This window comes from Photorhabdus sp. RM71S, assembly GCF_042879355.1.
Taxonomy (GTDB): domain Bacteria; phylum Pseudomonadota; class Gammaproteobacteria; order Enterobacterales; family Enterobacteriaceae; genus Photorhabdus; species Photorhabdus kayaii.
Genome location: NZ_JBHFKV010000010.1, coordinates 53,406 through 78,371 on the forward strand (window position 1 = coordinate 53,406; position 24,966 = coordinate 78,371).

The window sequence follows — 24,966 nt, forward strand, 5'->3', positions numbered from 1 at the left end:
TAATAAACAATCTATTATCTTAACCATATATTACTGTTACATCCGCATAAATAATCTTTTTATTATCAATTGATTATGTTTTTTACAAGATAACAGATGAGTATTTTTAAAATCACCCTCTTTCTGATGAAAAAAAATTAACTTCATAATAGAAAATAATTTTGACTGTAGATTTTAGCTATTCAAATATGCTGAATACAGTTAATTGACCTTCCATTACTCCACCAATAAATTATGTCGCTTAAAATATGACGAAAAAATACAGAAAAAATGAGGGCAGATTTCAAAGCATTTGAAACCACACTCGTTGCCCCAATTCCAGATAATACCAAACTTAAAGCATCATTAATGGCATCCTCACCTTGGGAAAAACAACCTTCCCAGTACTACGAGGATAATCAACCATCTGAATTCTCTTCCTGTGAAAAAGAATACGCCTCTATCCTCCCAAATACGCATTTCTCACTGCTTCATTAACCAATAATGCAGACCCGCTGTCTTCTAGTACGATCTTACCGTTTTCCAATACATATCCTCGGTCAGCCAATTTCAATGCCTGATTTGCATTCTGTTCAACTAAAAAGATTGTCATCCCCTCTTCCCTCAACTGCTGTATAGTATCGAAAATCTGAATGATAATTATCGGCGCCAGTCCCAATGAAGGCTCATCCAGCAACAATAATTGTGGCTGACTCATTAAAGCGCGGCCAATTGCCAACATTTGCTGTTCACCACCGGACATCGTTCCAGCCCGCTGGTTACGTCTTTCCTGTAAACGCGGAAATAAATCATAAACCCGCTCAATGCGCCGCTGATACTGAGTCTTATCAGCAAAAAAGCCGCCCATTGCCAAATTCTCTTCCACTGTCATACGAGCAAACACTCTGCGACCTTCAGGAACAATCGCGATGTCCTCACGCATAATACGAGATGTCGACCATTGGGTGATATCCTGACCACGAAAAATAATGGAACCTTCAGTTGCTCTGGGTTCACTACATAAGGTGCTGAGCAATGTTGTTTTTCCTGCGCCATTTGCACCAATCAGAGTGACAATTTCTCCCTGCTGAATATTCAGGCTAACCTGATGCAACACCTGAACTTCCCCATAGTGGGCGGATACCCGCTTAAATTCCAACATAATTAATACACCTCGCCCAGATATGCCCGGATAACATCCGGATTGTTACGAATCTCTTCTGGCCTCCCTTGCGCCAAAGACATTCCCTGATTAACAACATAGATACGATCTGAAATTCCCATCACCAATTTCATATCATGCTCAATCAGCAATACAGAAACTTGATGATGTTCCCTTAGTTCAGCAATTAAAGCATTAAGCTCTTCTGTCTCTTTCGGATTCAGACCCGCAGCAGGTTCATCCAGCATCAAAATTTCCGGACGAACCACCATGCAGCGAGCAATCTCCAAACGCCGTTGCTGACCGTATGCCAGATTACCTGCCTGTCTGTTTGCCAGTGGTAATAAACCAATCCGTTCTAACCAAGTTATGGCCCAATCTACGGCCTTAGATTCTGCCCGGCGGAATGCCGGCGTTTTAAAAAGGCCAGCAAAAAGGCCCCTTTTCAGATGCTGATGCTGCGCCACTAATAGATTCTCTATCACTGTCATCTCCCGGAATAACCGCACATGCTGGAATGTTCTGATAACACCCAGACAAGCAATAGCCTGCCCAGATAACCCTTCCAGATGTTTTTCCCGCAGCTTTATCGTACCGCTAGTCGGACAATAAAATCCTGTCAGACAATTAAAGATCGTGGTTTTCCCTGCTCCATTAGGGCCAATAAGAGAAACAATTTCACCCTGATTTAGCCTCAGGGCAACGTTATTAACCGCCAACAAACCACCGAAGCGCATGGTCAGATCGGAAACTTGCAATAATGGTGTTGCACTCATGCTTGCTTTCCTCCCTGTACCTGTCGTTCCAATTTGACATGACGGCGTTTTGTCGGTAGCAACCCTTGCGGGCGCCAAACCATCATCAATACCATCATTGCCCCTAGCAGCAACATACTGTAGGCATTCAGATCACGCATCATCTCACGGGAAACCACCAACAAAATGGCGGCTAGAATCACCGCAGTCTGTGAACCCATCCCTCCGAGTACCACAATCGCTAGCACAAAAGCAGATTCAGCAAAAGTGAAGGACTCTGGGCTGACGAAACCCTGCCGGGCAGCAAATAAAGTACCCGCAAAACCGGCAAATGCTGCACTGATAGTAAACGCAGCCAGTTTAATACGGGTTGGACTCAGACCAAGAGAGCGGCAAGCAATCTCATCTTCACGCAGCGCTTCCCATGCGCGACCTAATGGCATACGCAGTAGTCGATTAATAATAAATACTGTCAGTATTACCAACAGTAACGCCACCAGATAAAGGAAGATGACCCGATCACTGGGATCGTATTTCAAACCAAAGAAGTTGTGGAAAGTATCCCAACCTCCCTCTTTCACACTGCGGTTAAATTCCAGCCCGAAGAAAGTCGGTTTTGGGATCTGGCTGATACCATTCGGACCACCGGTTATTTCAGTATTATTCAACAGTAGAATGCGAACAATTTCACCAAAACCAAGCGTAACAATTGCCAGATAGTCACCTCGCAATCGCAATACCGGAAAGCCCAACAACAACCCCGATAAAGCAGCCGTTAACCCCGCCAGCGGCAAACTCTGCCAAAACCCTAATCCGTAATAGTGACTTAGCAAAGCGTAGGTATAAGCACCGATAGCATAAAAACCTGCATACCCAAGCACCAGCAACCCCGACAAACCAACCACGACATTCAAACCCAACCCTAGCATGACATAAATTAACGCCAATGTAGCAATATCAACACTACCACGGGAGACAATAAACGGCCAGATAATTGCAGCAATAATGACCAATATTGCCAGTAACTTTTGTCCTTTGGTTGAGCCATCGAAATCCGGCAACGACCAGCTTTTAATCGGTACTTTCTTCATTATCTGCTGAACAACCGGACGCAATAGCTGGAACAGAAAAACAACCGCACAGCCAATACCAATCCATAACCATCGCACTTCATCGGCACGATGGACGACCAACTTCGTACCCTCCAGCGACAACTGCATCCCCATCATAAAGGCAGACAACACAAATAAAGCGACTGAGGCGATAATAGCATTCACCCAATTAGCATGTTTCATACCTTTTCTACCTCTGGACGTCCTAAGATTCCAGTCGGCATAAACAACAGCACAACAATGAGCAGAGCAAAAGAAACGGCATCTTTATATTCTGTGCTCAAGTAAGCAGAAGTTAAGGCTTCAGAAATTCCCAAAATCAAGCCACCAATCATCGCCCCTGGAATACTACCAATTCCTCCCAATACTGCTGCGGTGAAAGCTTTCATGCCTGCCATAAAACCGATATACGGATTTATTACACCGTAGAACTGCCCCAACAAAACACCGGCTATTGCAGCCATGACTGCACCGATAACAAAGGTTAAGGAAATCATTCGGTTAGTATTGATCCCCAACAAACTGGCCATTTTCAGATCTTCCGCACAAGCACGGCAGGCACGTCCCATACGGGAGTAGCGAATGAATATTGTCAATATCAGCATGGTAAGAAATGTCACTACCCAGATGGTCAGTTGCATTGCGCTAATACTGGCAGAAAATCCATCACTTTCGCCTAATACCCACTGCCCGGTAATCAGGCTAGGCAATGCCAGATCGCGAGAACTTTGTGACAGACTGACATAGTTTTGCAAGAAAATAGACATCCCAATCGCCGAAATCAGCGCAATCAGACGTTTGGAATGACGAACTGGCCTGTAAGCCACTCGCTCAATACTCCAACCATAAGCAGCAGCAATGACAATTGATGTTAAAAAAGCAGCAGTAATCAGCAACCAGCCCAAATCAACGCCCATCATGATCAGAGCCGCAATCACAATAAAGGAGACATAGCTACCAATCATGTAAACTTCACCGTGAGCGAAGTTAATCATCCCGATAATGCCATAAACCATCGTATAACCAATGGCAATCAATGCATAAGTACTACCCAGAGTCACTCCATTTAACATCTGTTGTAAAAAATAGAGAAATTGCTCTGACATACGTTGTACCTCTGGAATAACAGCTCCTGACAAACAGAAGCTGACGACTGTTCTGATGACTTTACTTCACAGAAGTAGAAGAACCATCTGCATGCCATTCAAAAATACCGAATTCGAACCCTTTTAGATCGCCAACGGCATTCCAGCTTAGTGTCCCCATTACGGTATCTACTGGATTCGCTTTCAGGTCTTTCACCAAATCAATCGGTTCCATACTACCGGTACGGTTCATTGCCGCAGCCAGAGATTGCAGAGCAGCATAGGTTGTCCAGACGAACGGACCTGTCGGATCACCTTTCTTACCTTTGATCGCCTCAACAATAGCTTTGTTCACCGGCACCTGATCGTAACGCTTAGGGAGGGTGACTAACATTCCTTCAGAAGCAACTCCAGCGATATTGGATAGCGAGGAGTTACCTACACCTTCCGGCCCCATAAAACGAATATTCAGACCAGACTGTTTAGCTTGACGCAGAATTTGCCCCATTTCAGGGTAGTAGCCACCAAAATAGACAAAATCCACATTCTCTTTTTTCAGGCGGGCAACCAGAGCCGAAAAGTCTTTATCACCAGCAGTAACGCCTTCAAACAAGACAATATTGGCTCCCGCTTTTTTCAATTTATCGAGAACAGATCGAGCCAACCCTTCACCGTATTGCTGTTTATCATGAACAATAGCTATACGCTGAGGTTTAATCTTTTCAGCAATATATTTCGCTGCCGTTGGTCCCTGATCAGAATCCAACCCGGTAGTACGCATAATCATTTGGTAGCCACGAGTTGTCAGATCGGCATTGGTTGCCGCTGGTGTAATCATAATGACACCTTCATCTTCGTAGATGTCAGATGCCGGTTGAGTAGAGGAAGAGCATAAATGGCCGATAACATAGCGAATGTTGTCATTAATCACTTTATTCGCGACAGCAACAGCCTGTTTCGGGTCACACGCATCATCATATTCAACCCCCACCAGCTTATTACCATTAATACCACCATTAGCATTGATATCTGCAATCGCCTGACGTGCGCCAGTAAATTCCATATCACCATATTGCGCAACTGGACCAGACATTGCTCCTACAATCGCCACTTTGGTCTCTTGTGCCCACAGTGAGTGACTCATCATCATGACAATACAGCCTGCTAATAGTGTTTTACCTGTTATGATTTTCATTTTATTTATCCCCGTGTTGTTATTGGTCTAATTTATTGTGTTTACCTTTTATACCCGTTATCTTTCAAGTTGCCTCTTTGTTGGCTGCACTCACTCACCCCGGTCACATAGTTACCTATGCTCCCGGGGATTCGCTCCCTTGCCGTCGCGATGCATCTTAAAATCCATAGGGTATAGATCTCCGATTATCTAATGGGATAACCGTGATTTTTTGTGATCTCTGATTAGATAAAGTAATTTTTATGAATAAGATTTTATTTTTCATGCTATTAAAATAGCATTTCATGCTTAAAATCAAATTAACAAGGTAGATAAAAGCATTAATTACAGAATAAAATACCGCCAAAGTTGATTGGAATTTAGACAAAACATAGTGTGATATTCTGGTTAAATATTAGTAAAGCAATCTTTAACTCGAAATATCGATCATGTTAAAAACATTTTTCCAGCAACGTATAAAAGCGGTTACGCGACACTCTATCGATCTATGCAACTAAAATTGATATGGAAAAACCATGAAGTTAACTATTGAACAACTTACTGTTTTATCAGCACAAGATATAATTGATCTAAAGAAAATCTGGCCTCAACAGGCTCCAGAGCAATGGCAAAGTTGGTTAAAAAATGAAAATAAACTGTTCGCTGCTCGTTTTAATGATAGATTACTGGCCGCAGTAAAAGTGACTTTCAGTGATCAATCCGGCCTGCTTAAAGATTTATGTGTCCGTGAAATAACACGCCGCCGGGGAGTGGGTTTATATTTGATAAATGAAATAAAAGCTCAACATCCCACTGCTAACCAGTGGAAATTAAGCCTTGAAGGGTTCTCAGATGCTAACGAACCAGCATTAAAAGGTTTTATGAGTGCCTGTGGTTTTTACTACGATGCCAAGTCAAATTCTTATTTTAGCTGACCCATTTTCCAGACCGCAGCCACATTGCGGGCAGTCACCCTCAAATTCTCATGCCCGCAAGCAAGAGCGTCAGAAAGAGAACAAACGCCGGGCATAATTGAGAAAACGGCATCCAATCCGTGCTCATGAACGATGCTATAGTTCTGACTTATACTGCCAACCAATGCAATGGTTGAAATAGCATACTTTTTGGCGATACGAGCAACACCAATCGGCGTTTTACCGTAAATAGTCTGGCTGTCCATTCGTCCTTCACCAGTAATAACCAGATCAGCGCCTTGTACTGCCTTTTCCAATTCCAGCGTGGAGATAACAATATCAATTCCCGGTTGCAATTTAGCGTCCAACCAACCAAGTAAAGGAACGCCCATTCCCCCTGCTGCTCCTGCACCGGGTACGTCAATGACCTTAATGCCCGTCAGTAATTCAATTTTCTCACCATAATGGCGCAGGGCTGCATCCAACTTTTTCACCATCTCTGGTGTCGCCCCTTTCTGTGGCCCGAAAATAGCAGATGCACCAAACTCACCACATAACGGGTTAGTCACATCACAGGCGACGATAATTTCAGTCCGACTCAAACGAACGTCCAAACCGGAAAGATCAATTTTAGCAAGCCGATTTAACGCAGCCCCGCCAGCCTCCAACGTTTTACCATCAGAATCAAGCAAACAAGCCCCCAACGCCTGCATCATACCGGCACCGCCATCATTAGTCGCGCTACCACCAATGCCTAAAATTATCTTTCTGACACCTTGATCCAAAGCAGCCAACATCAACTCACCGGTACCATAAGTCGTGGTTATCAGCGGATTACGCTTTTCCATCGGCACCAAATGTAAGCCAGAAGCCGCCGCCATTTCAATAACAGCGGTTTCTCCATCACCTAGCACGCCGAAAAAACTATCCACCGGCTGATTTAACGGACCGGTGACCGACAGACATATAATCTTTCCACCAGTAGCTGCTACCATTGATTCAACTATACCTTCCCCCCCATCTGCCATCGGCAATTTAATGTATTCAGCTTGTGGATAGATTTCACGAAATCCCTGTTCTATCGCTTCAACGGCCTGTAAGGCGCTGAGACTTTCTTTAAATGAATCAGGTGCAATAACAATTTTCATAGGATTAGATGACAACAATGAAAAATAAAACAAAAAAGGCGATAAACCATTATCGCCTTTTTAATTATGAATATGTTAACGCAAAATCACCCTAATTTATGCCTCAATGGCTACACGCAATTTTTTCATGGCATTTTTTTCAAGCTGACGTACACGCTCCGCAGAAACACCATACTTATCCGCCAGTTCTTGCAGGGTAGATTTATTATCATCATCTAACCAGCGGCAACGGATAATATCCTGACTGCGCTCATCTAAGCTTTCTATCGCTACCGATAATTTATCAGCCGCATGGTTTTCCCAATTGTCCTCTTCAATGCCGTCTGCAAAATCAGATGCTTTATCCTGAAGATACAGCACTGGCGCAACCGGTTGACCTTCCTGACTATCATCATCGACAGACATATCAAACGCCATATCCTGCGCTGACATACGAGATTCCATCTCACGCACATCTTTACTGGTCACGCCAAGTTCTTTGGCGACCATTTCTACTTCGTCCTGATTGAACCACCCCAAGCGCTGTTTAGTTTTACGCAAATTAAAAAACAGCTTACGCTGTGCTTTAGTTGTTGCAACTTTAACAATACGCCAGTTACGCAGTACATATTCATGGATTTCAGCTTTAATCCAGTGGACGGCAAAAGAAACCAGACGCACCCCTACTTCCGGGTTAAAACGACGTACTGCTTTCATCAGGCCAATATTCCCTTCCTGAATTAAATCCGCCTGAGGTAGCCCATAACCAGCATAGCTACGAGCGACATGAACAACGAAGCGCAGATGAGACAGAATCAGCTTCTTAGCTGCATCCAGATCTCCCTGGTAATGCAGCCTTTCAGCCAGTTCCTTCTCTTCCTCTGCTGTCAGCATTGGATAAGTATTAGAGGCGCGGATATAGCCCTCTAGACTTCCTTGAGGAACTAACGCTAAGGTTTGCATTTCTTTGGCCATTCAAATCCTCTCAAATAAGGCTCAAATCGTTAGTATGGATTAGATTACACCAGTGTATATGAGAACCAACGTTCAACATACAGCGGTACAGTCTATCACCAGAATGTGCATATTCAAGTCACAGATCCATGGAAGAGTAATAATTTCAGCACCGACCATCCCGATAATGGGTTCACAGAACAAAAAATAACAGATAGTTTTATATTTATGCAACTACCTTTATTTGTACTATCCCCGACAAATATTAATTCCATTTCACAAAAGCGCCCGCCAGGTTCACCGGGAGAGTACAAGCACCTTTTTAATTAATTCTACACAGAAGAAAATCATGATTTTAGATTTAAATCAATGAATAAGAAATTCTTACCCTAGGAAAAAGGAGATGATTATTGCGTTGTCAGGCTGATTTCGCTCAGCCTGTTGAGAAAATTACCGTTTTATTCTGGCGTAAAATGACGCAAATGCTGAGTTGTCGCTAACCAAGCAGCGACCCAACCAATCATTGCGGAGAGCAAAACTAGCAGCAGGGACTCATCCCATGAAAGCCCATGTAAATTAAATGTCGTGCCAAATACACTGGCAACCTGTGTGACAACATCAGAAAGTTTCCACACCAACAGTGCAGACAAAATTAACGATAAAATTGCCCCCAAAGCCCCTAACAAAGCACCACCATTGAGGAACGGGCGCAAAATAAAGCCATCCGTTGCACCAATAAGCTTCATCACGTTAATCGTATCACGATGACTGAAGATACTGAGACGCACACTATTACCGATGACCAAAAACAGCGCAACGATCATCAGAATACCGATTACTGTCACAATCTGACCGATAAGACCTGTCAGCGCTGCCAGACGAGCAAACCAGCTATCATCCATCCGAACTTCTTCAATACCTTTAACCTGAGAAACTCTATCACGCAGCGTGGTCAGCGTCTGTGAACTCTGAAAATCGATTTTCGGTGTGATAATAGCCACCGCGGGCAACGGATTCTCTTCCAGCATATCCAGCGCACTACCAAAGCCAGACCAGGCGCGGAATTCTGTCATTGCTTCCTGACGTGAGAGATAGTTGACATTATCCACACCATCAAGTGCTTTCAGCTCACTTATTAATTTCTGAGCACTGCTATCATCCAGTGATTTATCGAGATATACCGTCAGTTGAGGGGAGGGATACCATGTCTCTGCAGCCTGGCTGACATTCTTCCATACAATGTAACAAACACTTGGCAATGTCAGGGAGATAGCAATCACCATCACGGTCAACAAAGTTGCCAACGGCTGACGCGACATATCTGTCAACGTATTCATCCAAGCATAGCGCCACTGCTCACGCCATCCTCCTTGTAAAACTTTACTTTTCGATCTTGTTACTTTCCCCGCTGCCTTACGCACATTTTTAACCATGATGCTCTCCCGCCATACGGCCCTGGCTCAGAGTCAGAATACGATATTTCCGTCTTTCAATCAGTGCCATATCATGGGTCGCCATCAGCACTGTCACCCCAACCCGATTAAATTCTTCAAACAGTCGTAAAATACCCTCTGACAACTCACCATCCAGATTACCGGTAGGTTCATCCGCCAACAAAACAGTCGGCTTATTCACAACCGCACGAGCAATGCCAACGCGTTGTTGTTCTCCCCCTGAAAGCTGAATTGGGAAATTTTTCGCTTTGTCCAGCAGACCAACCTTATCCAGAGCAGCAGAAGTCCGACGACGGATATCTTCAGAACTTGCACCTGAAATAATCAGCGGCATTGCCACATTATCGTATACTGTCCGATCCAACAGCAGATGATGATCTTGGAAAATCATACCAATCTGACGACGTAGAAAAGGTACCTCACGGCTTTTTAACCGGCTGATATCATGACCGGCAAACCAGATATGTCCGGCACTAGGCCGCTCAATGCCACAGATCAGTTTCAGCAAGGTACTTTTACCTGCCCCTGAGTGACCGATTAGAAATGCCATTTCCGCAGGGCGCAAATGAAAATCCACCCCTTGCAGGGCTTGCCGTCCCCCCAGATAAGCTTTACTGACCTGTTCAAAGCGAATCATAGGTAATTAATCCTCTCGGGCAAAAAGTGCCTCTATAAAGTCGTCTGCCTTAAATGGCCGTAGATCTTCAATTCCTTCACCAACCCCAATATAACGAATAGGAATTTCAAACTGATCAGCAATGGCGAAAATTACTCCACCTTTGGCAGTACCATCCAGTTTTGTCAATGAGATGCCTGTCAACCCAACAGCTTCATGGAATAGTTTAGCCTGATTTATCGCATTCTGACCGGTACTGGCATCCAATGTCAGCATAATTTCATGTGGAGCATTTTCATCCAGTTTTTTCATCACTCGGACAATCTTCTTCAATTCTTCCATCAGATGAGATTTATTTTGCAAACGACCTGCGGTATCTGCAATCAGGACATCGACACCTTTGGCTTTAGCTGACTGAATAGCATCGAAAATCACGGAAGCAGGATCTGCGCCAGTATGTTGCGCCACTACCGGAATATGGTTACGTTCCCCCCACACCTGTAACTGTTCAACGGCGGCTGCACGGAAAGTATCTCCGGCTGCCAGCATGACAGATTTACCTTGTGCCTGAAATTGACGAGCCAATTTACCAATTGTCGTGGTTTTTCCCACACCATTAACACCAACCATCAGAATGACGTACGGCGTTTTTCCTTCAATGTCCAGGGGTTTATTCACTTTAGTCAGAATACCAGACATCTCTTCTTTCAGTTTGGCATACAACGCTTCTGCATCTTTTAGCTCTTTACGGCTGGCATGCGTTGTCAAACTGCTAATGATTTTACGGGTAGTATCGACACCAACATCAGCAATCAATAACTGCTCTTCCAATTCATCAAATAGGTCATCATCGATCTTTTTACCACTGAATAGACTAAGAAAACCGGACCCTAAATTCTGACGAGTTTTAACCAAACTGCGTTTCAAGCGAGAGAAAAAGCCCTCTTTAGTCGGACGCTCTTGCTCTTTTGATATAACTGGCTGTTCGGTTTGTACTTGTTCCGCCTGCTCCGCCGCTAACCTTGCGGCTTCCTCTACAAGACGTTGCTGTTCCGCCTGCTCTGCCGCTAACCTTGCGGCTTCCTCTGCAAGACGTTGCTGTTCCGCCTGCTCTGCCGCAAATCTCGCAACTTCCTCAGCAAGGCGTTGCTGTTCTGCCTGCTCTGCCGCTAACCTTGCGGCTTCCTCTGCAACACGCTGTTGTTCCGCCTGCTCTGCCGCCAATTGTTCTTCTTTTTGCTGCTCTTCCTGACGGCCACGCCCGAACCAGGAGAAAAAGCCTCTTTTTTTCTCTTTTGCCATTAGCTACTGCACTCCTCAAGGTTAAATCATGGCGTTACAACAAGGAATAATAACGAAATTAGAAACAGTCTAACATTTTCGTAATAGCTCAACACATATCAATCATGAATTTCATGGTAAATTAATGCCTGTAAGTCTTAACAACTGTTACGCAAATTATGGCAAAGAAATCACAACGGCAATCAATGGGACAAATCCGCATTATTGGCGGAAAATGGCGAGGCCGAAAATTACCTGTACCGGATAGCCCTGGATTACGTCCAACGACAGATCGCGTCAGAGAGACGCTATTTAACTGGCTATCCCCAGTTATTCAGGAAGCACACTGCTTGGATTGCTATGCAGGAAGCGGAGCGCTTGGATTAGAAGCGCTTTCTCGTTATGCAGCCCAAGTTACCCTAATTGAATATGAACGTAATATAGCCAAACAGCTTTCCGCGAATTTGGATCTGCTCAGTACCCAAAACGCCGAGGTCATTAACGACAGTGCATTAACCTATTTATCCCAATCAGGAAAACCCTACGATGTCGTTTTCCTTGATCCTCCTTTTCGTAAAGGAATGCTTAGCGAAACCATAAAATTGTTGGAAGAGCAAAATTGGCTGGCAGATGAAAGCTGGATTTATGTTGAGGCTGAATCTGAATCAACGGCGATTGATGTGCCTGTTAACTGGCAACTTCATCGTGAAAAAGTCGCCGGACAAGTCGCATACCGGCTCTATATCCGTTACTTACCTGCATAACGCTTACTTTGGAGTACACACTGATGTTTATTCAATTGGGCAAACTGTTAATGATCTGTGTTTGGGGATTTCTGATCTTTAACCTGATCCATCCATTTCCAAAACCATTGAAGTATTTTATGGATGTCGCCATGATTTTCATGGTGGTCATGCATGCATTTCAAATGCTGCTTCTGAAAACCAGTCAGCCCAAAGACCAAAAACTCTCTAGCCTGATGCAAACCAAGATCTTCTTTTTTGGTGTCTTTGAACTACTGTCAATGCAGAAAAAACAACGGAAAGAGAAAAGCCATCACCTCAAATAGTAGACACACGCCCCAACACCCGGAAAGTATATATACCCGTCATCTTTCAAGTTGCCTCTTTGTTGGCTGCACTCGCTCACCCCGGTCACATAGTTACCTATGCTCCCGGGGATTCACTCCCTTGCCGTCGCGATCCATCTTGAAATCCATAGGGTATACAATTATGTGAGGAATGATTCATTTCATTCCCCTTTCCGGTTATGAGGAGGGTGTTTAGAATTCTGTCTCAACACAACTTATTGCCTGCTTTCTTTGCTGAACAGATAAATCATTTCTTAATTTATTGCCTATTTCCGCACAGATACTTAAACCAATCTCTATTATTTAAGTCTATATTTTGATAGTAAAAGAGTAGACCCCTTATCCATCACTTATTTAAGGAACAAAGATGAGCTGGCCATTTATTGCAGTATTTCTTTCTGGTTGGTTGTATGTTAATGCAGCTTACCGTGGTCCAAACTGGCAAAGATGGCTATTCAGGCCAGTCACTCTGCTATTGTTGTTATTGTGGGCATGGCAAGCGCCTGAGCTGCATATTTCAGGTTATTTAATCTGTCTTGGGTTATTTACTGCTTTAATATCAGATGCTCTGCGCATGCTCCCCAGTAAGTATTCACTACTCTCTCTAAGCACATTATTCCTCTGTTATCTGCTCTACACAATAAGCTTTGTAATGCAGATGAATTTCAGTTTCTTCTTCCCGCTGCCATTAATTTTACTGGTTCTGGGATCCGTTATTCTGCTGGTTATTTGGAATAAACTGGAGGAAATGCGCTGGCTAGTCGTTGCCTCAGTTGTCATGCTCCTGATAATGGTGTGGATGGCAGGTGAACAATATTTCTCCCTTAATACAGCGTATGGTTTCTCCCTGTTAACAGGCACTATCTTGTTGTTGCTGTCACATAGTGTCTGGTTGATTAACCATTACCGTTTCCAGTTCAAATCTTCTAAGGCGATTGTAGCAACCTGTTATTTTATCGGCCATTTTCTGATTATCCGTTCTATTTATCTTTAATAAAAAGATTAAGTTGAAAATAGATATCAGCACTCAGTCGTACAATTTGACAACTTTATTTTTTCTTTTTATTGACTCTGGAGTAGGCTCCAAAGTGTAGAGTTTAATCATTATCTTTGAGTTAACTCTATTCAGGGGGAGTCCATGTACTCAAATTCAAACAAAAATAGTGCTCATCAACATAACCACCAGCATGGAAGCTGCTGCGCGACTACTACTTGTTCAGATCAGGCTAAACAAGTTAGTGAGCATTTACATAATCATGAACATGGTAAGACTTGCTCACATAAGCATCACCCTTCCCATGATACACAAGAGACACAAGCACCTGAGCTTTTGGCAAACCAACGTTTCAGTTGGGTGGTTAATGGTATGGATTGTCCAAGTTGTGCCCGCAAAATTGAAACCGCAGTCAGCAAAATTCCAGAAGTGAAACAAGCCAAGGTTCTATTCGCAACAGAAAAACTAGTTGTGGATGCGGATACAGATATACGTTCAGCCGTTATTCAAGCCGTTAATCAGGCTGGATTTGCTCTACGCAATTCCGATTCAAGTCAGAAAGCAGAAAAAAGCAGCCGCTGGAAAGAACTTGCCCCGATCATCACTCTTTCACTGATGATGCTGATAAGTTGGGGAATCTCTCACATCAATCCCTCATTTGGCCGTATTGCCTTTATTATCACTACCGTGATTGGATTGGTGCCTATTGTTACCAAAGCCTGGCAGCTCATACTATCAGGCACGCCATTCGCCATTGAAACATTGATGAGTGTTGCCGCCATTGGCGCACTGTTTATTGACGCCACCGCTGAAGCAGCAATGGTACTACTGCTGTTTATGCTTGGCGAAATGCTGGAAGCTTATGCTGCCGGCCGTGCTCGTCGAGGAGTTAGCGCATTGATGGCACTGGTGCCGGAAGAGGCTCTACTGATAAAAAATGGTGAAAAAAGAACTGTCCCAGTTTCAGACCTTCGCCCTGGCGATATCATCGAGATTGCTCCAGGCGGACGTTTACCCACTGATGCTGAATTACTCAATTCATTCGCTAGCTTTGATGAAAGTGCACTGACAGGCGAATCTATTCCGGTTGAACGAATGCAGGGAGAAAAAGTTCCGGCAGGTTGTTTATCCGTGGATCGTGCAGTCCAAATGAAAGTGCTGTCCGAACAGGGCAACAATGCCATTGACCGTATTCTGCAACTGATTGAAGAAGCCGAAGAACGCCGCGCACCGATTGAGCGTTTCATTGACCGTTTTAGCCGGATTTACACTCCGCTGATTATGCTGTTTTCTGCGTTGGTTATCATCATTCCACCTACTGTATTCAGCCAACCTTGGGAAACATGGATCTACCGTGGTCTTACTTTGCTACTGATCGGTTGCCCTTGTGCTTTGGTGATTTCCACACCCGCCGCAATTACCTCTGCCCTTGCAGCAGCAACCCGCCGAGGTGCATTGATTAAAGGTGGCGCGGCGCTGGAACAACTGGGACTAATCACCACTATCGCTTTTGATAAAACCGGTACGCTGACCGCCGGTAAACCACAAGTCACAGATATAAAACCAGCAGAAAACATCAGCGAATTTCAGCTATTAACTCTGGCTTCCGCAGTAGAAAGTGGCTCCCACCACCCACTGGCTAAAGCCATTTTGCAATACGCAGAGAGTAAAAACGTTAGTATTACCGCAGCTGAACACCGTAAAGCGCTGGCGGGGGTTGGTGTTGAAGGTCAGTTGGACGGTAAACGTATTCTCGTCAGTGCGCCCGGAAAACTGCCAGCAAACACGTTATCTGAGCATTGGAAACAAAAAATTGTTCAGTTAGAGAATTGCGGTAAAACCGTTGTTGCCGTGATGCATGATGAACAATTTACTGGCCTTATCGCGATGCAAGATACGTTACGTCAAGATGCAATTGATGCTATCCGTTTACTGAAAGATCAAGGTATTAAATCGGTGATGTTGACAGGGGATAACCCACGTGCAGCAACTGCAATTGCCGGTCAGTTAGGAATAGATTTCCGCGCCGGGTTAATGCCAGAAGATAAAGTCAAAGCGGTCATTGCATTGAATAAAGATCACAGCACAATGATGGTCGGCGACGGCATCAATGACGCACCCGCAATGAAAGCTTCCAGTATCGGTGTAGCGATGGGAAGCGGTACCGATGTCGCTCTGGAAACCGCAGATGCAGCATTGACTCACAACCGTCTGACAGGTTTGTCGGAAATCATCACCCTTTCCCGCGCAACGCACAATAATATCCGCCAAAACATTGCTATTGCCTTGGGGCTAAAAGGGATCTTCCTTATCACTAGCCTATTGGGTATTACAGGCTTGTGGATGGCAGTACTGGCGGATTCTGGCGCAACCGCTCTTGTGACAGCAAACGCGGTCAGGTTATTGAGAATTAAACTGAAATAATGAAAATTGTCTAGCTATACCCTATGGATTGCAAGATGCATCGCGACAGCAAGGGAGCGAATCCCCGGGAGCATCGCGAACTATGTGACCGGGGTGAGTGAGTTGCAGCCAACAAAGAGGCAACTTGAAAGATAACGGGTATATTAAGGATATGAGTCTTATTCCCGGCTCATATCCTGTGCTATAGCAAGATGAATTCAGTGATAAAAGCTCATTGACGTTCGAAGGCATGGTAAAAAGCAAAAACGTTCATTCCTCAACTTGGCTGTTATATTCAGAGTTGACTCTCTTTTTTCCGCACCAGATAGCGATAAGGCATTTGTTCCGTTTCTTGCGCAACCAATTGGTGCTCCATAAAACGGCAGAAACTAGGAATATCCCGCGTAGTTGCCGGATCATCAGCAAGAATTAATAACATCTGCCCTGCTTCCATATGACGTACGGTTTTCCGTACCATCATTACCGGTTCAGGACAGCGAAGCCCTTGTGTATCAAGGGTTTTATCTGGATGAGTAAACACATCGGGCATAACTTATCTCTACTTCAGTCAGTCTATTAGACTGAATTATATTATAAAAAAGCTAGCAAAAATTAACTTTACGTACAGCATTTTGAATTCGTGCACAACCGACGTATCATGTGATGCGCCGTCAGTTAAAACGGCAGATCTTTCATTGGGTTCCCTCACCCCATATTCCAAAAAGGTACAATATGTTTTTATCAACTACAATTACACAACAGCGCACTACCGCTTTAATTTGGCTTTCGCTATTTCACATTCTGATTATTATTTCCAGTAATTATCTGGTGCAACTACCCGTTTCTATTTTCGGTTTTCATACCACCTGGGGAGCCTTTACTTTCCCATTTATTTTTCTTGCAACAGATTTGACGGTTCGTATCTACGGCGCACCACTGGCAAGGCGGATCATTACCACCGTTATGATCCCCGCATTGCTGATCTCTTATATAATTTCTGCCCTATTTTTCCAAGGAGAATGGCAAGAGTTTACCACGCTACTTGAATTCAATCTCTTTGTTGCCCGTATTGCCTGTGCCAGCTTTATGGCTTACTTCCTTGGGCAGATATTGGATGTATACGTCTTCAATCGTCTGCGCCGGAGACGCAATTGGTGGGTCGCTCCCGCAGCGGCGATGTTCTTCGGTAACTTACTTGATACCCTTGCCTTTTTCTCTATCGCATTCTATCGCAGTACCGATGCTTTTATGGCTGCTAACTGGATCGAGATTGGGTTAGTCGATTACTGTTTTAAACTATTAATCTGCTTACTCTTTTTCCTACCCGCTTACGGCATTTTGTTGAATCTAATTTTAAAGTACTTCTTTGCCTATCAAACTAACAATACCCACATTCAAGTTCGCTGATTTTTATACGCCAGACAAATACCAATCTCTTAATCAGATCGCCTGATTAAGAGATTGGGCAGAGCGATAGTCTTCCATTTTATTTTTCTATGCCAATGCACTTATTAACGTTAACAACTACACCTAACAATTCGATATTATATCATTGATATTACTACAATTTTCTATCTTAATTTCGCTTTTTCGGTTAATTTTACTCTTATCAATTAGCAAGATTGATTGCAATGATCGTTTTATAAGAATTTCTTTAAATTGTGCATTATCAACATTCGAATCCCATAAATCGCCATTTGCATCAATGCCGTCACAGGAAAAAATAAATAGATCGATCTCTAAATTTTTTAATTGTGCAATAAGTGATGAATTAATATAACAAGCATATTTACGATGTAAAACTCCCCCTGAACTGATTAATTGAATATTTTTTTCTTTGATAATTGATGACAAATACGAATGCTATTGGTAAAAATAGTAATATTAAATACATTATCTCGTGAAATTATTCATACATGCTTAGAAATGACTCGATTAGGATTAAATCAAGGCACTGCGGGTAATGTCAGTGTCTGTTATAATAATGGAATGTTAATTACGCCGACAGGAATCCCTTATGAACAATTGACTGAAACACATATTGTTTATGTAGATGAAAATGGTCAACCTGAGGATAATAAAATCCCCTCAAGTGAATGGCGTTTTCATCAGGCAGTCTATCATGCCAGACCCGATGCCAATGCCGTTGTCCATAATCATGCAATTCATTGCACAGCAGTTTCTATTTTAAATAAGCCAATCCCGGCCATTCATTACATGATTGCCGCAGCGGGAGGAGATTCAATTCCCTGTGTACCTTACGCAACATTTGGCACCAAACAACTCTCTGACTATGTATTTAATGGTTTTAAAAACAGAAAAGCTATTCTATTACAGCATCATGGGATGATTGTTTGCGAAGTTAATCTACAAAAAGCACTATGGCTCGTACATGAAGTTGAAGTGCTCGCTCATCTATATTTACAGACTCTAGCGATCCAAAATCCAGTTTCTATTCTGAGCCCAGAGGAAATAGCAATTGTACTTGAGAAATTTAAGACATATGGTTTAAAAATTGAAAAAATAGGATCACTTTGCCAAGCGGCCATTATATTAATGAAACAAGTTGGTTTGAACAAGGTGCAATTAATGAATTATTCCTCGCGTCAAAAGAAAAGAGTTGTCTCGTAGTCAGAACTGCTAATTAAGAGATTGGTAAAGCAATAGCCTGCCACTCTGTCCGCTTTTTACCTGTCCAACCCACTAGCTTCCCCAAACGCAGCTATGAAGAAAAAGGGCCTGTTCCAGTGCAGAGATCCGGGCATAGATCAAAAAAACACACATTTCCCACGACAAAATGGGCATAACAACTTTATTTATCCATAACCAACCATTAATTTTTATAGATGGTGTTAGTCTGTGAAGTAATTTAAGTACTTTTTTCATCCGAAAATAGTTTACCAGTCTGTCACATTTTGCTCCCTGTTTGTTAAAAAATTTATGCAGCAAACAGATACTGAGTTTCCACAAAAGGAATATTCTTATGCTGAAAATTATTCAATCCCCATCCAAATATATTCAAGGACCTGATGCTCTGCTCCATATTGGTAAATACACAAAAACCATCGCCGATCACGTTTTAGTTATCATCGGTAATTCAGCGATGAAATTAGTGGGAGATACCGTTCATAACAGTCTGGAACAGTATGAAATCACCCGCCATTTTGAAGTGTTTGGCGGCGAATGTAGTCGGAATGAGATTAGACGCCTGTCTGACATTCTTAAAAAACATGAATGCCAAGCCGTTATTGGTATCGGTGGTGGCAAAGTACAAGATACAGCAAAAGCAGTCGCTTACGAATCCAGATTACCTGTTCTGATTGCCCCCACTATCGCTTCCACTAATGCGCCAACCAGTGCTCTCTCTGTTATTTACAGCGATGATGGCAAATATGAAGACTATCTGTTTCTCCCAACAAACCCAGACATTGTCCTAATCGATACCAGCATTATCGCTAAAGCCCCAACCCGTTTTCTGATTGCCGGAATTGGCGATGCGCTGGCAACTTACTTCGAAACCCGCATTTGTGGAGCCGGCCATAAACCTCGAATGACAGATGGCGGGATATCCCGTACCGCAATAGCCCTCGCTCATCTCTGTTACGAAACTTTGTTAGAAGAAGGCTATAAAGCAAAATTGGCTGTTGAAACAGACGTCAGTACACCTGCGGTGGAAAATGTCATCGAAGCTATTACTTACTTAAGCGGCCTGGGCTTTGAAAATACGGGGGTAGCCGCCGCTCATTCCGTACACAATGGCTTTACCGTATTGGAAGAATGCCACCACATGTACCACGGCGAAAAAGTCGCCTTCGGGGTATTAGTTCAACTAATACTGGAAAATAGCCCAAATGAAGAATTAGATACTTTCCTTGATTTCTGTGTACAGATGGGACTACCGGTTACTCTGGATCAACTTGGAGTAAAAGATGGTGAAAAACTGAAAGAAAAAGTGATGGCAGTGGCGAAAGCGAGTTGTGCCGAGGATGAAACCATTCACAACATGCCTTTTGAAGTGACACCTGAAAAAGTGTACGCCGCTATTATGGCTGCTGACCGGATGGGACGCGACTGGCTGTATTAAGTTTGACAAGAGCGGGCAAATTGTCCGCTCAACTTGTTGACAAAGCACTGATTTTTTATCCAATCATTTGTTTTAATTTAATGAAGTCTCGTTCATCAAACAGAACCTGCCGCCATATTAAGAACTACGCCCCCCCAAATTTTTCTTCCTGGAAAGATCTCACTTAGTACTAGCAGGTTAACTCAAAATATAAATTTACTATTCTGATTTTTTCAATTTAATAACATCACTCCAATTATTAATAAGAAATGTGCATTCATGACACCCAATTTGGCTTCCTTTATTAAAATACTCTTTTGCCTTATTAAAATCTCGATTTACACCGATCCCATTTAAATAATTCGTTCCAATCGTGCGATAGCCTTCAAAATATCCACTTTTTCCAGCCAATTCGAAAAGTGCTCTCGCATCTGAGTATTTATTTTCATCTTCCAAAATAAACCCCAAATTAACCATAGATCTTAATTTATATTTATCATTTCTTGATATAGATAACTTATATCTTTCACTGGCTTCTTGACGATAACCTTCTGTTTGTTGTATTACAGCGAGCATCCAGTTTGCATCTACATTCCCATTATTTGTCCTCTTTATTAACTCGTAATATTCATTTTCATTTTTAGGCATTGGAATAGAAAATTCTGATAAAAAATCATCTGAATGATTGAAAACAATCGATGGGGTATCTTGTATGTTCATATCTGAACTCTGAGCAATAAAAGAAAAAAAGAACACTGAATAGAGAAAATATTTCTTATTTTTTACAAAAAAATCACTCATAAAATAATCTCGCTAAAAGTATCATTTACCCCTATTATGTCAATATTTGAATTTAGTGACGCCATCTGCATGTTTTGATCCACAGTAAAAAACACATCCACTATCTTAGTCGTATTCCCATTATTCCAGAGCACTGAGCTTTCCAATCCATGAATGTTACCATTGATATCCTTAAATCCATTTTCTTTATATGTAAGATTTATAGCAGAGATTCCTGACTCACTTAATTTATACAACTCTCCGTCATCAGTTATACCATCTTTATTGGCATCAATCCATAACTCTAATGAATTCCATAGACTATCATTTTGATCAAAAATACCATCACAATTATCGTCAAGATCTGCTAATGCGACAAACCCATTTTCTGATTTGTTTCCATTTTTTAATATAAAATTATTCCCGAACAACTCATTTCCATTATTTATTTTTCCATCTCCATTTTTATCCCATACCAGAAATGCATTATTGGCTTCTATCCATCCTGAACTTTCAACAATACCATCATTATCATGATCAAAATATATAGAACCATTTTCCGCGATGGTAATAATACCATCGCCAGTTAAATCAATAATAAGTGGTGTTTCTGTATTTTTCTGATCTTCAACAACTTCTTCAAGATTATCTAATACGGCATTTGGACTCATTCCTCGTAATTCCTGAATGAAATCTATACCATTCTTATCATTATCATAATGTGAAACTCGAAGAATTGAATTTACAAAATCTATACAGTTATTGGTAAGGAGATTGTAATTCGGTTTAAAATCATAGAAATTTCCATTTTTTAAGTCAGAGATGTAACTTTTCATATTATTAACCACACTCTCTGAATATATTGGATATGTAACACTGGAAATTTTTGATTTATCGTATGCTATTGAGTCTCTAAAAGAGATGTTCTCAACTCCTCCTACTTGCTTATTATCACCTAAGCATCCGATTGATTCACCCTGAAATTCAACCCATACATGTCCAAAAGTAGATTTACTAACGTCTCCTGTCGCATTAGTATATTTAGTACCTGAAGGTGCTATTTTTACTGTTATTGTTTCTACATGCATTTCTTTAAAATTTTCGTTAAAAATTTTATCAACTAACCCATAGTCTTTACTTGGCATAGTTATTTCCTTATTGAAAATTTCCATGATTTTCTTTGACAAATTAAAGGAAATACAATTTACTGCAAATAGAAATAATTATCAATATCACTACTGAAATTTTATAAATCTATATCAAAAAATCAAATTAATAGTTTACTAATATTTTATCTTATTATTACTTCATTATTATATTCTTCGATAAGAAATTAGAACTGTTGGCATTTTGCATCGCTATTTTGGATCCTACCGTTGTCTTGAATATAGCCACAGCGATGACAATGAATTTTTCTATAATCATTAATACTACAAAGGTCATGAAAATTAAAAAGGATAATCTTGGCTAACCCAATGAATATCCACCGAAAAGCAAATAATTTCTGTTAATACTGCTTGCAGTGAAGTGAAAATCGATCAACCGAGAAAACGCACTGTTCAAAATCAGTGCGTTAGGAAACAAATTTATCGAGCCTATTCAGGCCAAAAATTTTCATCCATTATTTGCTCAAATGTCCAAGGACAAGTTTCAGGAAATACACTACGCCTAATATTAGTTTCCCTCTCTGCTGCAATAATGGCATCACCATAAGCATCAGAGGAAATTTCGCTAAGTTCTGACTTTAAGCTGGGATTTTTTTTAAGACGACGGGCTATTTTTCTTCTCTGTTCTTCAATCGTAAGCTCCCAGCTCCGACCTTGCCGTTCAGATTGGAATTGCCATTTTAGGAGATGAAGAAACAGTACCTCAAGACGAGATTCCAGCTCGTTTCTTTGGCTATTTCCCATACTTTCTATTTCCTCCGAAAGGTTTTCCCTGTCCAATTGATTCAGATTGCCGGAACGAAGCAAACCTGCCTGCTCCTGCGTCCAACCATAAAAATCGCTGTCATAACGTGTCGTCATGGGTCCTCCACTGGGTATATCAGCTATACAACTGTATAAATTATGAGTCTGGCAGATTATTGGCATACCGTCAAAACAGTATGTTTATCATCAAAATCGATTAGCAGCCCATTCACCATAAATTGAGAAGATCCCTTCGTTTAGTAAGGATACATATAAAATAACAAATAGAAGATGTATGAAAACTGTGGTTTTTGTTTGATAAAGAACAAAAACGAACCAAAAACGCTCACCAACAATTAAGTAAAGCTCGTTATTGTGACAATAGTCACAATTTCATTGGTAAAGCACATTTCAAAAAGTTAACAAATCACTCAGAATTACCGCTAGGGCAAAACAACTTTAACAACTGAGTGTTGTTTCACAGACGAGGTTGAGTGATTTCGACTATCATAATTTTCGTTATGGAAAATAACCACTTACAAAACCTTTCATTTTCCCATCCGGTGGCATTAGTCAACCGGCAAGCTGTTTATAAAACCAAAAATGCCATCGGAGGCAAAATATGTTAAGTATTTTCAAGCCGGCACCTCATAGGTCCCGACTGTCAACAGAACAGATAGATCCAGTCTATCGTCGCTTACGTTGGCAAATTTTTATGGGGATCTTCTTTGGTTACGCGGCTTACTATCTGGTAAGGAAAAACTTTGCACTTGCAATGCCTTATCTGGTTGAGCAAGGTTTTTCCAAAGGTGAGCTCGGTTTCGCACTATCAGGGATCTCTATCGCATACGGCATCTCCAAATTCATCATGGGCTCCGTATCCGACCGTTCTAACCCACGATTCTTCTTACCTGCGGGTCTGATCCTCGCGGCTGTTGTTATGCTGTTTATGGGTTTCGTACCTTGGGCAACTTCCAGTATTACCATTATGTTTGTACTACTGTTCCTGTGCGGCTGGTTTCAAGGCATGGGTTGGCCTCCTTGTGGTCGTACTATGGTGCACTGGTGGTCACAGAAAGAACGTGGCGGTATCGTTTCTATCTGGAACTGCTCACATAATGTTGGCGGCGGCTTACCACCATTGCTATTCCTGTTAGGTATGGCGTGGTTCAATGACTGGAAAGCCGCACTTTATATGCCAGCTTTCGCCGCGATTCTCGTTGCATTGATTGCGTTCGCGCTGATGCGTGATACACCACAATCTTGTGGCTTGCCACCAATCGAAGAGTACAAAAACGACTATCCTTCTGATTACACAGAGAAAGATGAAAAAGAGTTAACAGCTAAACAGATTTTCATGCTGTACGTGTTACCTAACAAACTGCTGTGGATGGTTGCTATGGCTAACGTATTTGTTTATCTGCTACGTTACGGTGTTCTTGACTGGTCGCCAACCTATCTACGTGAAGCCAAGCATTTCGCACTGGATAAATCTTCATGGGCTTATTTCCTGTACGAATATGCCGGTATCCCAGGCACGCTACTCTGTGGTTGGATGTCAGACAAAGTATTTAAAGGCAACCGTGGTGCAACTGGGGTGTTCTTTATGACACTGGTTACTATCGCCACTATCGTATTCTGGTTGAACCCACCAGGTAATCCTACTGTAGATATGGCTTGCATGTTGATTATTGGCTTCCTTATCTACGGCCCAGTGATGCTGACGGGTCTACATGCCCTTGAGCTGGCGCCAAAAAAAGCCGCCGGTACAGCCGCTGGCTTCACCGGCTTATTTGGTTACTTAGGTGGCTCTGTTGCTGCAAGTGCTATCATCGGCTATACCGTTGAGTTTTTCGGTTGGGATAGCGGCTTTATGGTGATGATTGGTGGTAGTATCTTGTCCGTTATTCTATTGCTAATCGTCACGATTACCGAAAAAAAACATAAACAGGAAATAGCCCAACAATATGGCTAACCTCTGTCATTAAACTGTGATATATCGCTGATAATATTAATTAAGCCGCAGCATTATATATGCTGCGGCTTTTTTCAACCTCTAAACTAAGAGATTATGTCAGTGAGTATTATTAACACAGACAAACACACAGTTTAA

The 24,966-nt window shown here is 42.1% G+C and carries 22 protein-coding genes and 2 pseudogenes; 9 read left to right on the top strand and 15 right to left on the bottom strand.

The genetic code is table 11. From position 1 onward, the window contains the following. Positions 1 to 439: 439 nt before the first annotated feature. From livF to ACGF5R_RS08115, 5 genes are all read right to left on the bottom strand, one after another. On the bottom strand, positions 440 to 1,141 hold the full coding sequence (gene livF / locus ACGF5R_RS08095) for a high-affinity branched-chain amino acid ABC transporter ATP-binding protein LivF (RefSeq protein ID WP_112878274.1): 702 nt from the start codon (positions 1,139 to 1,141) through the stop codon (positions 440 to 442). 2 nt (positions 1,142 to 1,143) lie between these two features. Next, positions 1,144 to 1,917: a high-affinity branched-chain amino acid ABC transporter ATP-binding protein LivG gene (livG, locus tag ACGF5R_RS08100; protein WP_112878273.1), complete on the bottom strand. Its 774-nt coding sequence runs from the start codon at positions 1,915 to 1,917 to the stop codon at positions 1,144 to 1,146. Further along, positions 1,914 to 3,191 (bottom strand): high-affinity branched-chain amino acid ABC transporter permease LivM, encoded by a 1,278-nt coding sequence (locus tag ACGF5R_RS08105; RefSeq protein ID WP_387690411.1) that lies wholly within the window; start codon positions 3,189 to 3,191, stop codon positions 1,914 to 1,916. The genes livG and ACGF5R_RS08105 overlap by 4 nt, the downstream gene beginning before the upstream one ends. Then, positions 3,188 to 4,114, bottom strand: coding sequence for a high-affinity branched-chain amino acid ABC transporter permease LivH (gene livH, locus ACGF5R_RS08110; protein ID WP_112878271.1), 927 nt, complete (start codon positions 4,112 to 4,114; stop codon positions 3,188 to 3,190). Before livH ends, ACGF5R_RS08105 begins: the two co-directional genes overlap by 4 nt. 61 nt (positions 4,115 to 4,175) lie before the next feature. Beyond that, the gene (locus tag ACGF5R_RS08115) at positions 4,176 to 5,288 is read right to left on the bottom strand and encodes a branched-chain amino acid ABC transporter substrate-binding protein (protein WP_112878270.1); all 1,113 of its coding nucleotides are present in this window, start codon (positions 5,286 to 5,288) and stop codon (positions 4,176 to 4,178) included. Positions 5,289 to 5,803: 515 nt separating this feature from the next. Between ACGF5R_RS08115 and panM the strand changes: the two genes are divergently transcribed. Beyond that, positions 5,804 to 6,202: an aspartate 1-decarboxylase autocleavage activator PanM gene (panM, locus tag ACGF5R_RS08120; RefSeq protein ID WP_387690413.1), complete on the top strand. Its 399-nt coding sequence runs from the start codon at positions 5,804 to 5,806 to the stop codon at positions 6,200 to 6,202. On the opposite strand, the gene ACGF5R_RS08125 is transcribed toward panM, so the two are convergent. From ACGF5R_RS08125 to ftsY, 5 genes are all read right to left on the bottom strand, one after another. Continuing rightward, positions 6,190 to 7,329 (bottom strand): glycerate kinase, encoded by a 1,140-nt coding sequence (locus tag ACGF5R_RS08125; protein ID WP_387690415.1) that lies wholly within the window; start codon positions 7,327 to 7,329, stop codon positions 6,190 to 6,192. The genes panM and ACGF5R_RS08125 overlap by 13 nt on opposite strands. Before the next feature lie 96 nt (positions 7,330 to 7,425). Beyond that, complete coding sequence (rpoH, locus tag ACGF5R_RS08130) at positions 7,426 to 8,283, bottom strand: RNA polymerase sigma factor RpoH (RefSeq protein WP_112878268.1); 858 nt, start codon at positions 8,281 to 8,283, stop codon at positions 7,426 to 7,428. 437 nt (positions 8,284 to 8,720) lie between these two features. Continuing rightward, positions 8,721 to 9,695 (bottom strand): permease-like cell division protein FtsX, encoded by a 975-nt coding sequence (gene ftsX / locus ACGF5R_RS08135; RefSeq protein WP_112878267.1) that lies wholly within the window; start codon positions 9,693 to 9,695, stop codon positions 8,721 to 8,723. Beyond that, positions 9,688 to 10,353 (bottom strand): cell division ATP-binding protein FtsE, encoded by a 666-nt coding sequence (ftsE, locus tag ACGF5R_RS08140; RefSeq protein ID WP_036776029.1) that lies wholly within the window; start codon positions 10,351 to 10,353, stop codon positions 9,688 to 9,690. Before ftsE ends, ftsX begins: the two co-directional genes overlap by 8 nt. Before the next feature lie 6 nt (positions 10,354 to 10,359). Continuing rightward, complete coding sequence (gene ftsY, locus ACGF5R_RS08145) at positions 10,360 to 11,634, bottom strand: signal recognition particle-docking protein FtsY (RefSeq protein ID WP_387690418.1); 1,275 nt, start codon at positions 11,632 to 11,634, stop codon at positions 10,360 to 10,362. 158 nt (positions 11,635 to 11,792) lie between these two features. On the opposite strand from ftsY, the gene rsmD reads away from it, so the two are divergent. From rsmD to ACGF5R_RS08165, 4 genes are all read left to right on the top strand, one after another. After that, positions 11,793 to 12,377, top strand: coding sequence for a 16S rRNA (guanine(966)-N(2))-methyltransferase (rsmD, locus tag ACGF5R_RS08150; protein ID WP_262980432.1), 585 nt, complete (start codon positions 11,793 to 11,795; stop codon positions 12,375 to 12,377). Between the two features lie 23 nt (positions 12,378 to 12,400). Then, positions 12,401 to 12,682, top strand: a complete 282-nt coding sequence (locus ACGF5R_RS08155; RefSeq protein WP_112878263.1) for a DUF1145 family protein — start codon at positions 12,401 to 12,403, stop codon at positions 12,680 to 12,682. Positions 12,683 to 13,070: 388 nt separating this feature from the next. After that, on the top strand, positions 13,071 to 13,697 hold the full coding sequence (locus ACGF5R_RS08160; RefSeq protein WP_262980433.1) for a lysoplasmalogenase: 627 nt from the start codon (positions 13,071 to 13,073) through the stop codon (positions 13,695 to 13,697). Positions 13,698 to 13,841: 144 nt separating this feature from the next. Then, positions 13,842 to 16,121, top strand: coding sequence for a zinc/cadmium/mercury/lead-transporting ATPase (locus tag ACGF5R_RS08165; protein ID WP_387690420.1), 2,280 nt, complete (start codon positions 13,842 to 13,844; stop codon positions 16,119 to 16,121). A 274-nt stretch (positions 16,122 to 16,395) separates the two neighbouring features. Here ACGF5R_RS08165 and tusA read toward each other — a convergent pair whose 3' ends face one another. After that, positions 16,396 to 16,650, bottom strand: coding sequence for a sulfurtransferase TusA (gene tusA / locus ACGF5R_RS08170; protein ID WP_011148230.1), 255 nt, complete (start codon positions 16,648 to 16,650; stop codon positions 16,396 to 16,398). A gap of 182 nt (positions 16,651 to 16,832) precedes the next feature. Between tusA and ACGF5R_RS08175 the strand changes: the two genes are divergently transcribed. Further along, on the top strand, positions 16,833 to 17,507 hold the full coding sequence (locus tag ACGF5R_RS08175; RefSeq protein WP_387690422.1) for a 7-cyano-7-deazaguanine/7-aminomethyl-7-deazaguanine transporter: 675 nt from the start codon (positions 16,833 to 16,835) through the stop codon (positions 17,505 to 17,507). A gap of 123 nt (positions 17,508 to 17,630) precedes the next feature. Here the strand turns inward: ACGF5R_RS08175 and ACGF5R_RS08180 are convergent. Next, positions 17,631 to 17,986: pseudogene (locus tag ACGF5R_RS08180) on the bottom strand (transcriptional regulator); the annotation flags it as partial. Between ACGF5R_RS08180 and ACGF5R_RS08185 the strand changes: the two are divergent. Beyond that, positions 17,961 to 18,623, top strand: a pseudogene (locus ACGF5R_RS08185) (L-fuculose-phosphate aldolase); the annotation flags it as partial. The pseudogenes ACGF5R_RS08180 and ACGF5R_RS08185 sit on opposite strands and share 26 nt — an antisense overlap. A 460-nt stretch (positions 18,624 to 19,083) precedes the next feature. Further along, positions 19,084 to 20,184: a glycerol dehydrogenase gene (locus ACGF5R_RS08190; protein ID WP_112878258.1), complete on the top strand. Its 1,101-nt coding sequence runs from the start codon at positions 19,084 to 19,086 to the stop codon at positions 20,182 to 20,184. 198 nt (positions 20,185 to 20,382) lie between these two features. Here the strand turns inward: ACGF5R_RS08190 and ACGF5R_RS08195 are convergent, their stop codons facing one another. From ACGF5R_RS08195 to ACGF5R_RS08205, 3 genes are all read right to left on the bottom strand, one after another. Continuing rightward, positions 20,383 to 20,883: a tetratricopeptide repeat protein gene (locus ACGF5R_RS08195; protein ID WP_387690424.1), complete on the bottom strand. Its 501-nt coding sequence runs from the start codon at positions 20,881 to 20,883 to the stop codon at positions 20,383 to 20,385. 77 nt (positions 20,884 to 20,960) lie between these two features. Further along, the gene (locus ACGF5R_RS08200) at positions 20,961 to 22,088 is read right to left on the bottom strand and encodes a hypothetical protein (protein ID WP_240000801.1); all 1,128 of its coding nucleotides are present in this window, start codon (positions 22,086 to 22,088) and stop codon (positions 20,961 to 20,963) included. A 450-nt stretch (positions 22,089 to 22,538) separates the two neighbouring features. Beyond that, complete coding sequence (locus ACGF5R_RS08205) at positions 22,539 to 22,970, bottom strand: DUF29 domain-containing protein (RefSeq protein ID WP_387690427.1); 432 nt, start codon at positions 22,968 to 22,970, stop codon at positions 22,539 to 22,541. A gap of 505 nt (positions 22,971 to 23,475) precedes the next feature. Between ACGF5R_RS08205 and glpT the strand changes: the two genes are divergently transcribed. Further along, complete coding sequence (glpT, locus tag ACGF5R_RS08210) at positions 23,476 to 24,828, top strand: glycerol-3-phosphate transporter (RefSeq protein ID WP_112878254.1); 1,353 nt, start codon at positions 23,476 to 23,478, stop codon at positions 24,826 to 24,828. Positions 24,829 to 24,966 lie beyond the last annotated feature (138 nt).